This window comes from Paraglaciecola hydrolytica (assembly GCF_001565895.1).
Taxonomy (GTDB): domain Bacteria; phylum Pseudomonadota; class Gammaproteobacteria; order Enterobacterales; family Alteromonadaceae; genus Paraglaciecola; species Paraglaciecola hydrolytica.
The window spans coordinates 190,882-205,333 of the sequence record NZ_LSNE01000006.1 but is presented as its reverse complement, the minus strand read 5'-3'; the positions used below and the strand labels follow the sequence as shown (position 1 = coordinate 205,333).

12 protein-coding genes are annotated in these 14,452 nt (G+C 42.1%); 6 read left to right on the top strand and 6 right to left on the bottom strand.

Going from position 1 to position 14,452, the window contains the following annotated elements; all coding sequences use genetic code 11:
• Positions 1–11 precede the first annotated feature (11 nt).
• A complete protein-coding gene (locus AX660_RS12960) occupies positions 12–2,531 on the top strand; it encodes a PilZ domain-containing protein (protein WP_068377621.1) in 2,520 nt (839 codons plus the stop codon).
• Positions 2,532–2,738: 207 nt separating this feature from the next.
• Here AX660_RS12960 and AX660_RS12955 read toward each other — a convergent pair whose 3' ends face one another.
• Both AX660_RS12955 and serB read right to left on the bottom strand, forming a co-directional pair.
• Positions 2,739–3,179, bottom strand: a complete 441-nt coding sequence (locus tag AX660_RS12955) for a hypothetical protein (protein WP_068377620.1) — start codon at positions 3,177–3,179, stop codon at positions 2,739–2,741.
• A 189-nt stretch (positions 3,180–3,368) separates the two neighbouring features.
• Entirely contained in the window at positions 3,369–4,379 is a 1,011-nt protein-coding gene (gene serB / locus AX660_RS12950; RefSeq protein WP_068377920.1) for a phosphoserine phosphatase SerB, read from the bottom strand.
• A gap of 190 nt (positions 4,380–4,569) precedes the next feature.
• Here serB and tsaA point away from each other — a divergent pair, with 190 nt between their 5' ends.
• From tsaA to AX660_RS12930, 4 genes are all read left to right on the top strand, one after another.
• Entirely contained in the window at positions 4,570–5,274 is a 705-nt protein-coding gene (tsaA, locus tag AX660_RS12945) for a tRNA (N6-threonylcarbamoyladenosine(37)-N6)-methyltransferase TrmO (protein WP_068377619.1), read from the top strand.
• A gap of 106 nt (positions 5,275–5,380) precedes the next feature.
• Complete coding sequence (locus AX660_RS12940) at positions 5,381–7,096, top strand: proline--tRNA ligase (protein ID WP_068377618.1); 1,716 nt, start codon at positions 5,381–5,383, stop codon at positions 7,094–7,096.
• A 217-nt stretch (positions 7,097–7,313) separates the two neighbouring features.
• Positions 7,314–8,153, top strand: a complete 840-nt coding sequence (locus AX660_RS12935; RefSeq protein ID WP_068377616.1) for an MBL fold metallo-hydrolase — start codon at positions 7,314–7,316, stop codon at positions 8,151–8,153.
• 12 nt (positions 8,154–8,165) lie between these two features.
• Positions 8,166–9,296, top strand: a complete 1,131-nt coding sequence (locus AX660_RS12930) for a patatin-like phospholipase family protein (RefSeq protein ID WP_068377614.1) — start codon at positions 8,166–8,168, stop codon at positions 9,294–9,296.
• 180 nt (positions 9,297–9,476) lie between these two features.
• Here the strand turns inward: AX660_RS12930 and AX660_RS12925 are convergent, their stop codons facing one another.
• Complete coding sequence (locus AX660_RS12925) at positions 9,477–9,947, bottom strand: YehS family protein (protein ID WP_068377609.1); 471 nt, start codon at positions 9,945–9,947, stop codon at positions 9,477–9,479.
• A 477-nt stretch (positions 9,948–10,424) separates the two neighbouring features.
• On the opposite strand from AX660_RS12925, the gene AX660_RS12920 reads away from it, so the two are divergent.
• The gene (locus AX660_RS12920; RefSeq protein WP_068377608.1) at positions 10,425–11,651 is read left to right on the top strand and encodes an MFS transporter; all 1,227 of its coding nucleotides are present in this window, start codon (positions 10,425–10,427) and stop codon (positions 11,649–11,651) included.
• A 64-nt stretch (positions 11,652–11,715) separates the two neighbouring features.
• Here AX660_RS12920 and AX660_RS12915 read toward each other — a convergent pair whose 3' ends face one another.
• The 3 genes from AX660_RS12915 to hscA form a co-directional block, all read right to left on the bottom strand.
• Positions 11,716–11,901: a hypothetical protein gene (locus AX660_RS12915; protein ID WP_068377607.1), complete on the bottom strand. Its 186-nt coding sequence runs from the start codon at positions 11,899–11,901 to the stop codon at positions 11,716–11,718.
• A gap of 269 nt (positions 11,902–12,170) precedes the next feature.
• Positions 12,171–12,509, bottom strand: coding sequence for an ISC system 2Fe-2S type ferredoxin (gene fdx / locus AX660_RS12910; RefSeq protein WP_068377606.1), 339 nt, complete (start codon positions 12,507–12,509; stop codon positions 12,171–12,173).
• 49 nt (positions 12,510–12,558) lie between these two features.
• Positions 12,559–14,427, bottom strand: coding sequence for a Fe-S protein assembly chaperone HscA (gene hscA, locus AX660_RS12905; protein WP_068377605.1), 1,869 nt, complete (start codon positions 14,425–14,427; stop codon positions 12,559–12,561).
• Positions 14,428–14,452 lie beyond the last annotated feature (25 nt).

Below are 14,452 nucleotides of genomic sequence, written 5' to 3'. Positions count from 1 at the left end.
AAACTGATGTTATGAGCCAAGACTTAGAAGAATATCACGACATAATTGAAGCACTTAAGCCAATGATCAATGAGCCTGAATTTAATCAGGTCTTATTGCAAGTTGCGGCTAGCGTGCCCGCGCAAAAGCGTTTTTTGCTCAAAATGGAGCTCAAACGTTTGGCGCGGCCGTGTATTCGTTTAATTGATTTACGTGGTCTGGTGGATGGAAAATGTCGTATTTTTACCCACGAAAGTCGTGAACATTATTTAGATGACGTGGCGATAGAGACTTACGAACGTCAAGTCAGAATTTTTGGGCAATACACCATAGGTGTATATGAAGCAGTGACCAATACCGAAAACAATTTTCGGGTAATGCATAAAAGAGAACAACAAGCTGCACGTAAGAAAAAAGCACAAGCCACTCCCCTACCGATCAAAAAGGAAAACCATTTAGCGCCCTTGGTTGAGTTTGGCAATTTTCCGCAACGTACCGAAGAGCGCATGAACTTTTCGGTTAATGTCGAAATGTTTACTGAATTGAACAAAAGCATGCAAGCCACTACTATTGATGTATCGGTCAGTGGTTTAAAAGTCAAGGTCAGTAAAGAACACTTAGTCAAAGCGGGTGAAAAACTGACAGTGCAATTTCGCGGTTTAGAAAAAGAGTATTCTTTAGATAAACGTCAGGGCATCGTTTACTGCGTCGGCAATATTGAGCGTACTAAAGACGATCAACGTTTAACTCTAAAACGTATGCAGGAAGTGCCTAATCCAACCTTCGATAAATTTTTCGAAAGTTTTATCCATGGTAACAAACGTCGTTATAAGGTGAATTTAGACAATACCTTTAATGCCATTCAGAATAAAACTTACGAACAATATTACATTCCTAATTTCACCTCGATACCGGTTTTTATCGAACATAATAGTGAAGGGTTGCACGCCAAATATGCCCTTGGCAATGATTGTAACCGTGAAGAAATTCAATATTGGGCAAATGAAATTCAGGATCTGAAAATTGGTTATCTATTATCAGAATCGCGGCTGAAACATTGTTTATCTCTGCCCAAAGGTCAACAAGAAACCTTTATTTATGTCTTTAATCACGTCAAAGGAGAAAAAATATATTTTTACTCCGCCAGCATTCAAGAACTCGACGCTCATCCTCAGTTGAAACATTTATTTTTGGCTTATGGTTCACGTAAAGCCAGTTGGCGTATCTATAAACTGCAATTAACCGATATCATTCCAGAGCAAAGCTACCGCCCACTGTCGATTGCCAATAGCGTCAATGAGAGTGTAAAAAGGCAAAATCAAAAGCCAGCCCCACGTTTGATGTCGAGATTAAAAAACCTATCACACATTGCCTTGCTGACTAACATTACCGACGATATCAGCACGGAATATTACCAACGTCTAAAAATCAAACGTGATCAACTTTTGCAGCTAAAAATATTTGGGCATCCGCGTAATCGTTTGCCTGATAATGTTACCGTATACCGCTTTAAGTATTTTAATCAGCGCCGCGAAACACGTTTTTTGTTGCGCACCCCCATTATCGTTACCGTGGATGACATCATATTTGAAGGGCATACAGAAGATATCTCTACTCAGGGTTTGCGCGTTGAACTCACCACACGTTGCCACTTACCTCCAGACAGTTTGGTAACTGTTAGTTTTCCAAGTTTGCAAAAAGTAACCACTAAATATGTGCTGGCAGAGCTGCCTTATTTTGTTAGGTTTTTATCCAAAGACCAGACGGTCTTGCATATGCACGCCTTAATAAATGATAAAAATACCACCGCCAAACAGTTTTTTGATGCACTGATTAAAGCGAATCGCAGCAAACTCAAATCCTATCGGGACGAAGAGGAAGTACCAGGTATAGGTGAAGCCCTGCGTAACATTTGCGCCAGAAATATTGTCAATATTGCCTATTTTCTGCGTAAAGATGAGCTAGGTTATGTGCCCGATGCCACAGCTACGTGGTCTACCACAAACCGCTTAACTAACCTGCTGCATCACAAAACCGAAACAGGTCACCTTAACTTATATCCCTTATATCGTAACGCCATGAGTAAACACGATTTTATTCCAAAGGCGATGGACAGTTTAAAGGCCAATGATAAACCGATAATGCGTGAAGTTTTTATTGCCTTTGACCCAAGCAAAGAAGCATTGGCTGATTCAATTAAAAGCCTAGTATCAGAGCAATTTATCAAACACGAAAAGAGACGCCAGTTTATTTCCCAGGCCATGCAACATGGCCAATTTATTGCGCTCAAAGTTTTTATTGCCAAAACCGGCCGTCCTGATATTGATAAAATGCAATCTGAATTAAATTACGTGGGTGTCTACGCTTTACATAAAGCCAAATTGCTTGAAGAAAAGTTATGGAATGTCATAGGAGTTGGTGATTTGGTAGATATCACCGATGAAGTCATGCGACGTTATGAGTTTAGTGAAGAAAAAATTGCCGATAACCATAAGTTTCCTGCCGTACATAAATTGCAAAAAGTAGGTATCGAGCAATTACTTAAAACCTAATATTGTCAAGTATGAGCCAGCCAAAACCTAAGTAGGTCCGTGTCGGCTGGTAGCTAAGCCGACAAAGTCATGTTTAAATGGGCCGGTGCAAAATAACAAGCGCTAGGTTTAATCAGAACAAAAAATAACGGCTGATTGGGATGCACGATTTGATTAAAATTTCTGAGCAACGTGTCGAAAAAAGCCGTTCAAATGAACGGCTTTTTGCTAATTAGATGTTAGTGGTAAATAACTCTGAAATTGATCATTTGCCCTATTAGCGAGTTTTCGATGATTATCGTCCACCGTCGTAAACTCAACTCTACAATCTACCTTTGAACAGTTTAATATCATACTAACTGGCTCTAAATCTTTAGAGCGCATTAGAACACCTACTATAGCAGCAACAACTTCAAAGCTAATTTCAGCTCCGAGATCTATGGTGGTGCTATATCCTAGTGGCGAGCTATTGCTTCTATAGCTTGCTTGCACTGGCACATTTTCGACTGGATTTAGTTCACTAACCTTATAAAAGTCGCTCATTTTAACAAAGGGCTTATTTTGACTATACAAAATACTGATCACAATAATTGCCAGAGCAGCTAAGTAAAAAACCGAGGTGCCGAGAATGACTTTAACTTTATCAAAACCGTAAAAAAAACCTTGCATGACAGCCGTCCCTAATTATCTTTTTTGCAGGTAGCATTATTAGTCAATCTAACAAATTTTGAGCTAAATTCAATGGCTTAATCTACATATAAAATTCGATTATTTAGCGTATTTGCATTTTTGTTACTTGTAGTTAAATCCTCTCAACTAGTATCTAGGTAATATTCACTGCTTTTATTCTCTCCAGCTTTAAGCCGCCAACACCCATAACAAGGCATCTAAACCGCCACGACGAATCGAGATATCAGCTTGCTGACGTACTATGGGTTTTGCATGTAAGGCAACACCCAAAGAGGCAGCCGCCATCATCACTAAGTCATTGGCACCGTCGCCCATGGCGATAGTTTGGCGATGAGGAATAGCCCATTGCTCGGCTAGGGCTAACAAGGTTTGTGCTTTAACTTGTGCATCGACTATGCCGCCATTAACCTTACCCGTTAACTTACCATCAACTATTTCCAATTTATTGGCTACGGCGGCATCCAAATCCAGGCGCTCAGCCAAATAATCTGCAAAATAAGTAAAGCCTCCTGAGGCAATCGCCAGCTTCCAGTTATGTTGTTTTAATACCCTGACCAAGCTCGTTACGCCCGTCATTAAGGGTAAGGCGTTCCGCACAGTTTGCAAAATGGCTTCATCAGCGTTAGTTAAACAGCCCACTCGAGTTCGTAAACTCTGGGCAAAATCCAATTTGCCCTGCATAGCCTGTGCTGTGACAGCTGAAACCTCTGCTCCAACACCGGCTAACGTCGCGATATCATCAATACATTCACAGGCAATTACCGTGCTATCCATATCCATGACCAATAAACCCGGCTCGTTTAAAGATGGCACTTGTGCAAGCAAACACAACTCAAGGCAAAGCTGGTTTGCAACTAGTTCAAGCTCAGTTTTAATCTCATTTTGAGTTAACAACTTAACCCTAGCAGCACAGGCAAAACCAGCAACACCGGCAACTTGTACTATCTGCCAATATTGAATACTTAAGTAATCTTGCAAGCCTTGTTCAACTGCTAAAAGCTGCTGCAAATTTAGCCCCTCGGTAAATGTCAGTAGCTTATGTTCGGTGCTAGTTGTTTGCTCCGTGGCGCTTAAAGTTTGCTGGCTAAGCACAAATTGATTTAAATGTTTATGCTCGACCAAATCTTGTAAAAAATGAGCAGAGAGCAGTTGAGTACTCGATAGGGATAATTCAAACACTGAGCAGAGATCCTTTAACATTAAAACTGGCTTATAAAATTGTTTGCATGTTAACTAAAGGAATCACTGATTTCTATGCATGGCTTAGTACTCTTATTTTCAATCTAGATGTTTTAAGTTGAATTAAATAATCTGCTGCGTAAACATAGTGTGAATTATCCGTAAAAAACTAAAATCTTAAATACATCAGATGAGTCTAGTTCAGCAGCCTATTGGTATTATCCACACCCCCTACAAACAAAAGTTTGCTATCCCTCGTCAGCCCGGTTTAGTTAATAGTGCTCTGGGTATCATTCAATTTTTGCCTGAATTTAACGATCCTAATATCTTGCGTGGTATCGACGAGTTCAGTCATGTATGGCTGATTTTTCAGTTTCATCAAACCACTGAGCAAGGTTGGTCACCACTGGTGCGTCCGCCACGTTTGGGAGGTAATAAAAAAACAGGAGTATTGGCTACTCGCAGTACCTTTAGACCAAACAATATGGGGTTGTCGGTGGTCGAGTTTGTTAAAGTAGTGCATCAGCAAGGCAAACTCGAGTTGCATGTACGTGGCATGGATTTACTTGATGGCACACCTATTTTAGATGTTAAACCCTATGTACCCTATGCCGATGCACTGCCAAATGCCAAAGGAGGATTTGCCCATAGTTCGCCCGAATTGATGGCGGTGACGTTTTCACCACGCGCCTTAAAACAAGTCCAGCATTTTGCGCAGCAATATCCTAAATTAACTAGCTTAATCACTGAAGTACTGGCTCAAGATCCTCGTCCAGCTTATCGAGCAGATTCAGAGCCAAACAAAGTATATGGCATGAGTTTGTATAATCTTAATATTCAATGGCAGGTTATTGATGGTTGTTGTCAGGTAGCAGACATTCAGCCACATGATTAACCAGCTAATAATTGCCATTATCCACCATTTTTGCCTTTAGCCCTAGTTAGCCTACTGATAGAATGGCCACCGTTTTTTCAATTTATTATCTGAGACTTAGTACAACATGCGCACTAGCCAATATTTATTATCGACGCAAAAAGAAACCCCAGCCGATGCTGAAGTAATCAGCCATCAATTAATGTTACGTGCCGGTATGGTGCGTAAGGTGGCAGCAGGCCTCTATAACTGGCTTCCAACAGGTTTACGGGTCCTCAATAAAGTCGCTGAAATAGTGCGCGACGAAATGAACAAAGCTGGCTCAATTGAAATTTTGATGCCCGTAGTACAACCTGCAGACTTATGGCAAGAGTCTGGGCGTTGGGAGCAATATGGCCCAGAATTACTGCGCTTTCACGACCGTAACAAACGTGACTTTGTCTTGGGCCCAACTCACGAAGAAGTGGTTACCGCTTTAGTAAAGAACGAAGTTAGTAGTTACAAACAATTACCCTTAAACCTTTATCAGATCCAAACCAAATTCCGCGATGAAGTGCGCCCACGTTTTGGCGTAATGCGTGGCCGTGAATTTACCATGAAAGATGCCTACTCTTTCCACATGGATCAAAGCAGTCTAGAAAAGACCTATCAGGACATGTATCAAGCCTATTGCCAGGTGTTTGAGCGTATTGGTTTAGATTATCGCCCAGTGATTGCCGACAACGGTTCAATAGGTGGCACCGGCTCCCACGAGTTCCATGTACTGGCTGAATCAGGTGAAGATGATATCGCTTTTAGTAATGCCTCTGACTATGCCGCCAATATTGAAATGGCCGAAGCACTAGCACCAGTGGGTGAACGCCCCGCGGCTGGGCAAGACTTACAAAAAGTCGCCACACCTAAACAACGTACTATCGAAGAAGTCTCTACTTATCTTAATTTACCAGCTGAGCAATCGGTTAAAACTCTCATTGTACTCGGCACACCTGATGACAAAGGTCAACAAGGTTTAGTTGCCCTAGTATTACGCGGCGACCACCAGTTAAACGAAGTCAAAGCCGAGAAACAAGCTGTCGTTTTCAGCCCACTGACCATGGCCACCGAACAACAAATTGAAGCAGCCCTTGCTTGCACCATAGGCTCAATTGGTCCAGTAGGTTTAACTATTCCGCTTATTGTTGATCGCAGTGCTGCTCACTTGGCCGATTTTGTCTGTGGTGCCAATCAAACCGACTTCCATTACACCGGAGTTAACTGGTCACGTGACGTAGGCGCCATCACTGTTGCAGATATTCGTAATGTAGTAGCGGGAGATTTGTCACCCGATGGTAAAGGTACCTTAGAAATCAAACGAGGTATCGAAGTCGGGCACATTTTCCAACTTGGAAATAAATATTCTCAGGCCATGAATTGTGGTGTATTGGATGAAAACGGTAAGTTTCAAATCCTCACTATGGGTTGTTATGGCATAGGTGTTTCACGGATCGTGGCAGCCGCCATCGAACAAAACCATGATCAAAATGGCATTATCTGGCCAGATGCAATTGCTCCATTCAGAGTGGCAATCATCCCGATGAATATGCATAAGTCACCACGCATACAAGAAGTCGCCGAAAAACTCTACACTGAGTTAAAATTAGTAGGAATCGATGTATTACTCGATGACAGAAAAGAACGCCCTGGGGTGATGTTTAACGACATGGAACTCATCGGTATTCCACACACTATCGTGATTGGTGAGCGTAATCTGGATGAGAAAAAAGTTGAATATAAAAATCGTCGTAATGGTGAAAAACAGATGTTAGACATCGACACTATCGTTAACTTTATGCAAAACCTTTAATACAATACGCGGTTTTATTACTCACAAACATAAAACCGCGGCTTTACTAACTGATTGTAAACGACGTGAAATTAGTAATAGGTATTTTAAAATTCGTCGAGAGAATACCAAAACGTAAAATATTATACTTTTAACAAGCACGAAAAATGTTACTGTTTTACAATCAGTTGGATGATGTAAACGCCAGAACAATGCACCGGATTGAGAGAGATATATTATGCAAGTAACCTTTTATGGGGTACGCGGATCTTGTCCTTCACCGGGAGCAGAATTTGTTAAATATGGCGGTAATACGGCCTGTGTGCATGTTGAGCTAGATGATGGCACCGATATTATTCTAGATGCCGGCACCGGCATTAAAAATCTCGGTCAAAAGCTAATTAAAAAAACCAATGATATCCACCTTTTATTAACCCATAACCACTGGGATCATATTCAGGGCTTTCCTTTTTTTGCACCAATTTATCAACCTGAACGTAATATTTTTATCACTCCAGGGCAAACAACCTTAGCAGAAGATGATGCCATCCTCAGGCAAATGGGCGCCAGTTACTTTCCTGTTGATTACACCACCCTCAAGGCAAATATTAAGATTGTTGCTAGACCTCAAGGTGCAGACACTTGGACACTAGGCAGTGCCCGCATATGCCGTTTACGCATCAATCACCCAGGTTGTGGCAGTTCCTTTTCTATTGAAGAGAACGGCAAAAAAGTCGTTTACATCACCGACAACGAATTGTATCCACCTTATAAAAAATCCACTGAATTTTTAGAATGGGTTGAGTTTTCTCGTGATGCCGACCTAATAATTCACGATGCACAATATATGATGGAAGACATGCAATACAAAAGAGGTTGGGGCCATTCTGATGCAGAAGAAGCCGTTAAACTCGCCATGGCTAGTCGCGCTAAACAAATGGCTCTATATAGCCATGATCACATTCGCACCGATGAAGAAATTGAAAAAATCGAGCAGCATTGTAAGGGAATTATCGACATCGTGGATGCCAAACTTGTCTTGTTTGCCGCAGCAGAAGGTTTGAGTCTTTGTTTGTGAGGATCCTTTTCCATGCCTGAACGTAATGAATATGCCTTACTGTTGTCTGGTGGTGGTGCCAGAGCAGCCTATCAATTAGGTGTACTCAAAGCCATTGGCAGTTTTCTAAGCCGCAATCAAGGCCTACCCTTTCCGATTTTATGTGGCAACTCAGCTGGTGCCTTTAATGCCACCGGCCTTGCCTGTTATGCCTCTTGTTACCATTTGGGTATTCGTAAACTAGAATGGGTGTGGAATAATTTCCATACTCGGCAAGTCTATGACAGTGGCGTACGTGATGTATTTTTTCATCTGTCCCGCAATTTTTTACGTAGCTTTCAATCTGAGCAACACCAAAGACGCGCATCTAGCTTGCTTAACAACCAACCTTTACGCCGCCTAATAAGACATTACCTAGATTTTCATCGTATCGATCGCAATGTTGCCTCTGGCCATCTACGTGCTGTATGTGTCAACGCATCAAGTTATACTACTCACCATTCGATCAGTTATTTTCAAGGACATCACGAACTACAAGGGTGGGTGCGTGAACAACGCCGAGGCGTTGCATGTCCAATTAACTCCGAACACCTAATGGCCTCAGCAGCTATTCCTTTACTCTTTCCACCGGTCAAAATGAAAGGCGAATATTTGGGTGATGGTTCTGTCCATCAACTGTCACCATTAAGCCCCGCCATCCATTTAGGTGCCAGAAAGATCCTAGTGATAGGTGTAGAACAACCTCAACGTTTGTCACGCTTTGAAGACATGAGCCGTTTTCCAAGTAGTATCGCCATCGCCGGTCACTTACTCGACACCATTTTTGCCGACACCTTACGCTCAGATTTAGAGCGCATGAATCGTATCAATGAAACCATCGCTCATATGACCTATCAGCAACAACAGCAAACCAAGCTCAAAACCATTGACTGTATGTTAGTTAACCCCAGCATCAGTTTTAACGAAATGGCAGCCAAACATTTTTCTGCCATGCCATCAGGGATCAAAGTACTACTTCGAATGATGGGTTTGCATGATAAAGCCGACTCGAGTTTGTTAAGCTACCTGCTGTTTGAAAAAGAATTTTGCCGCGAATTAATTGCACTTGGTTATCAGGATGGTATGGATAGACGGGATGAGTTACGGACATTTTTGGATATTTAATAGCAAAGTATGCGCTGTGCGCACTAGCAGTTCCTGCCGCATTTAAAAGTCTGAAAGATTATCGCTACGCGTCGGAGCATGGCCTGCGGCCATGTTTAGTAAGCAGTTTTATAAGTGCAACGCATGCTTAGGATGCGCAGCACATAATCTTAATCGCGTAACGATAAATAAGCGCAGCGACTAGTCGTCGCCATTCCCACGCATTTTAATCTGCACACCCTTGAGGAAATTACGTAAGATTTGATCTTTACACAAACGGTACTGACGATTTTCAGGTTTACGGAACAGCGCACTGAGTTCAGGTTTGCTGATTTTAAAGCCACTTAATGCCATCACTTCTAATACTTCTTCGGCTTGCATATTCAGCGCTATTTTCAATTTCATGAAAATAATGTTGTTAGTTAAGCGTCTTTCAACTGGCGCTTCAACACCCTCTCTTTTTCCACGCTTAAGATTAATCAGACCATTTAAAAACAGTGAAAACTGTATGTCGGTAATCGCGACAAAAGCAGGATCATCATCTTTGCGTAACCAAGCATGTAATTGTTCAACGGTAGCGGGATAATCAGCTTGGGTAAAAACACCAATCATTTGCTTGTCGCTAAAATCAAATATATAGCGAACACGACGCATTACATCGTTATTAATCATAAAATTCCTAAACAAGTGGCAGCACCATGCTACCCAACACGATGTCGCTTAGTTTACGGTCTTTTAAAAAAAATACTTAAAAATCTTAAATAACTTGCACGATATCTGGTGTTTTTTACCTTGCCTATGGCAGTTGCTCAACAAATCTGCTGGAGATTAAGTTATTTGTTTATAATTTTTTATTGCAAGCACCAATTTTTTTCATCTAGCACAAGCTGAAATAACGCAATTTTATAAGTGAGAAAATACCAAAACCCACAAAAGCTAGCTCAATTTAACCACTTTTTTGCAGGCCACTAACATCTTGCACATAAGTACCATCACAATCTTTTACATGCCGTTAACCAATGAAATACAGCTTATATTTGAATGTTTTTTAAGCACTATGACTCTCTAACTGCAAGGGATACAATGACCCACTAATCCCTGTTACACCTTAAACGTCAAGGGATGCTTTCCTGTCAACTCGGAGAATATATGGATCGTCGCTTTGCCACATCAGTCATCTTTATCGGCTTTTTTCTACTCGGTATGGTGTTTATCTTATGGGGGATCCTATTGCCAGATCTGGCGAACAGTTTAGCTATGAGCGAAATAGTTAGTGGTGCTTTTTTTACACTAATTTCCTTAGGCTCAATAATCGGCGCCTTTATTGGTGGTAAATATATTCAGAAATTTGATTTTATGTCTTTGTTTGCCTGCCTGACGCTGCTAGTTGCGTTATTGCTTGTGGGACTATCAAGTGTTAACCACTGGGCTTGGTTGTTATTAGGTGCCTTTTTGCTGGGACTGATTTGCTCAAGTCTATTTACCATCGGCCATACTATGATTGCCAGACTTCATGCAGAGCGACGCTCACACATGATGGGGCTAATGGATTTTATGTTCAGTTTAGGTACTTTGGCTGCCCCATTGTATATCTCGGTTTTGTATTTGTTCGAGCACGACTGGCGCTGGCCTTTACGCTGGTTGGCTATTGCCATTGTTTTATTGGCTGCCTATGCATGGCATGTTGCTCATCAGGGCAAAAAACTGGCACCGCACAATACTATCAAGCGCAAACAAAGCTTGTCCTATCGGGGTGTGATAAAACAGCCAGTATTTTTACTATTGGCGTTAGCGGCACTAGGTTATGGCGCGGTGGAATTTGGCAATGCTAATTGGTTTGTCAGTTATGCTCAGGAAGGTCGTGGCTTCAGTGGTGAAGATGCTCGTCTAACATTTGCGTTTTTTACCGCCGGTATGGCAATCAGTCGTCTAGGCTTTTCGTCACTACTACGTTGGTTTTCTGCACATCGACTGATGATTATCCTTGCTAGCATAATGGCACTGGGAGCTTTTATGATTAAGTTTGCTGTAGCTCCTCAGTTAATGGCATGTGGTAATCTGTTGGTAGGTTTAGGTTTAGGTGGTTTGTTCCCACTGATGTTATCTAGCGCAATGGATATTGACAGCGACAATGGCCCTATCATTTCCGGAGTGTGTGTCATCGGCTCGTCTATCGGTGTGCAACTTGCTTCTTTTGGCACAGGTTTTTGGGCCAACTTTGCCCCTATAACCACAGCGTTTTGGATCATCCCAATAGGTGCTGTATGGCTTTGGGCCATGGTTTGGGAATATAGCCGTCAGATAAAACGAATAACACAACAAGCCGAACCTGCTACCGAGTTATGTACCAATAACAAACTGGCAGAAACACACTAAGGCCCTTTGACCATAATTCTATTGAATATTTCTTTCACCAAACTCGCAACCCCTAATCATACCACTAAAAAGCAAAGCTAAATTGCCGACGTTTAGTAGAATTTAACTTGGTATTTTGCACCTTGGCCAAAGCACGTAATCTGTCCATACGGCTCAAAATATCCTCAACTGGTTGAGAAGATTGTGCAGAAAAATCTGTTGATTGAAAATTTTTGTTTTCATTATGTTGGTTACACTGAGAATGGTTCATATCATCTCCAATATATAACAACGAGTTAGTCTCGATTCTACTTAGCTTGCCTTTCGACCACTGGTTAAATATACAGCACAACAACTGTATATACAACCAGCAATTTTCTTTATGTATTTTTGTTCAAGCTAATTGAAAGTTTTACGCGGTAAACATGCTGGTAATTTGAGGCTTCTAACAACCCATAAAAATGGGGAGTCTTTTTTTGCAGCTATAAAAAAACCAACAGCTCTGTTGGTTTTGTTACTCACTCATAGCTTAGTAAGCAATTAATGCCCTTCGCTGACCTGATTGACGGTATATCTGGGGATTTCGACTACTAGGTCTTGATCTTTAATTATCGCCTGACAACCTAGACGCGAGTCGCGTTCTAAGCCCCAAGCTTTGTCTAACATATCTTCTTCTAACTCATCTCCCTCATCTAAGGAGTCAAAGCCTTCGCGGATCAATACATGGCAAGTAGTGCAGGCACAAACTTTTTCGCAGGCATGTTCAATGCCAATACCATTAGACAAGGCCACATCCAGCACTGATGTGCCCTGATCTGCTTCAAATACAGCGCCATCAGGGCAAAGTTCTGGGTGAGGTAAAAAAATCACTTGAGGCATTCTGTTGTTCCTGTTCTAAACATTAAGTAGTTTCTGACAATAATTAGTTTTAAATGATATCAACCGATTTACCAGCAAAAGCCTGGCGAATAGATTGATCCATCCTGCGTTCAGCAAAGGTTTGGCTCAGTTGATCCACTTTTTCGATAGCATCTTTGATGGCGTCTTTATCTTCACCGCGGGCGGTTTCGGCCAACATGGTTAAACCTTGTTCGATTTGGGCTATTTCGTCAGCATTTAATAAAGTCTCAGCATCTTTGAGCATCGCCGCACGTAGGGTTTCCTCTACTCTGGCGGCTTCGACTTGCTGTTCTTTGAGCATGCGTCCGGCCATATCACTTTTAGCATGTTGCATAGACGCTTGTAACATCTGAGTGATTTGCTGTTCATCTAGGCCATATGAGGGTTTAACCACTATGTGCGCTTGTACACCTGTAGACTTTTCCATGGCAGTGACATTAAGCAAACCATCGGCATCAACCTGAAAGGTCACGCGAATATGGGCGGCTCCAGCAGCCATTGGGGGAATACCGGTGAGGGTAAACTTAGCCAAAGAGCGGCAATCTGCCACCATCTCACGCTCACCTTGTAATACGTGCACCATCATGGCGGTTTGGCCATCTTTAAAGGTTGTAAACTCCTGAGCTTTAGCTACCGGAATAGTGGTATTACGATGAATGATTTTTTCGACCAAACCACCCATAGTTTCTATGCCCAGCGACAAAGGTAGTACATCAAGTAACAACATGTCGGAATCTGGTTTATTGCCCACCAAGATATCGGCTTGGATCGCCGCGCCTATGGCCACAACTTTATCGGGATCGATAGAGGTTAAAGGTGCCTTACCAAAAAAGCTTTCCACTTGCTGGCGTACATAAGGCACTCGGGTAGAACCGCCTACCATGACCACCGCCAAAATGTGTTCTTTTTCCAGTTCAGCATCACGTAATGCACGGCGACTGGCACGCAGGGTATTTTTAACTAAATCAGCAATTAAACCTTCAAAGGTCGCCAACTCAATAGTTAACTTATGAGCTTTACCTTGATCATCGTTAAATTCAACCTTGATGCTTGCATTGTTACTTAGAGATTCTTTGGCAGAGCGCGCAATATCAAGCAAAGTACGATGTAAAGATTTGGATAGCTCACCCATCAACCCTGTTTGCTGGCGTATATATTCCACCAACAAGATATCAAAATCGTCGCCACCTAGGGCTGAATCACCACCAGTTGCCAATACTTCAAACACGCCTTTGCGTAAACGCAAAATCGAGATATCAAAAGTACCACCACCTAGGTCATAAACGGCAATCAAACCTTCTTGACCTGAATCTAAACCGTAGGCAATAGCGGCAGCCGTTGGTTCGTTGAGTAAACGCAGTACGTTTAATCCTGCTAAGGTTGCAGCATCTTTGGTACTTTGGCGCTGGGCATCGTCAAAATAGGCGGGGACGGTGATCACAGCACCAGATAATTCATCACCTAAAGTATGTTCAGCTCGCAGACGTAAGGCAGCCAATATTTCGGCCGACACCTGTACTGGATTTACCACTCCACTAGTAACTTGCAATTGCACCGCAGCTGATTCTGGCGCGACAAATTCATAAGGTAAGTTGGCATAGGATTTTTTGATGTCTTGCAGGTCACGACCCAAAAAACGTTTAACCGACACTATGGTATTGATAGGATCTAAACTAGCTTGTGCTGCCGCGGCTTGCCCAACCACTACGTTATGTTGTTGATAATGCACCACAGAAGGCAACAAATGTTGACCACTTTCATCGGCCAAAGTGGTCGCTTGACCACTACGTACACTGGCTACTAATGAATTAGTCGTGCCTAAGTCGATACCCACAGCTAACTTACGTTGATGTGGAGCTGCGCTTAAACCCGGTTCTGATATTTGCAAAAATGCCATAGTGAAATTTGTTCGCTTATTTATT

Excerpts from the sequence above, each read along its gene's own strand:
- AX660_RS12935 (WP_068377616.1), top strand. The coding sequence starts at position 7,314 with ATGCAAGTAACCTTTTATGGGGTACGCGGATCTTGTCCTTCACCGGGA.
- hscA (WP_068377605.1), bottom strand. The coding sequence starts at position 14,427 with ATGGCATTTTTGCAAATATCAGAACCGGGTTTAAGCGCAGCTCCACAT.
- AX660_RS12925 (WP_068377609.1), bottom strand. The coding sequence starts at position 9,947 with ATGATTAATAACGATGTAATGCGTCGTGTTCGCTATATATTTGATTTT.
- AX660_RS12955 (WP_068377620.1), bottom strand. The coding sequence starts at position 3,179 with ATGCAAGGTTTTTTTTACGGTTTTGATAAAGTTAAAGTCATTCTCGGC.
- AX660_RS12920 (WP_068377608.1), top strand. The coding sequence starts at position 10,425 with ATGGATCGTCGCTTTGCCACATCAGTCATCTTTATCGGCTTTTTTCTA.
- AX660_RS12940 (WP_068377618.1), top strand. The coding sequence starts at position 5,381 with ATGCGCACTAGCCAATATTTATTATCGACGCAAAAAGAAACCCCAGCC.
- AX660_RS12915 (WP_068377607.1), bottom strand. The coding sequence starts at position 11,901 with ATGAACCATTCTCAGTGTAACCAACATAATGAAAACAAAAATTTTCAA.
- tsaA (WP_068377619.1), top strand. The coding sequence starts at position 4,570 with ATGAGTCTAGTTCAGCAGCCTATTGGTATTATCCACACCCCCTACAAA.
- AX660_RS12930 (WP_068377614.1), top strand. The coding sequence starts at position 8,166 with ATGCCTGAACGTAATGAATATGCCTTACTGTTGTCTGGTGGTGGTGCC.
- AX660_RS12960 (WP_068377621.1), top strand. The coding sequence starts at position 12 with ATGAGCCAAGACTTAGAAGAATATCACGACATAATTGAAGCACTTAAG.
- fdx (WP_068377606.1), bottom strand. The coding sequence starts at position 12,509 with ATGCCTCAAGTGATTTTTTTACCTCACCCAGAACTTTGCCCTGATGGC.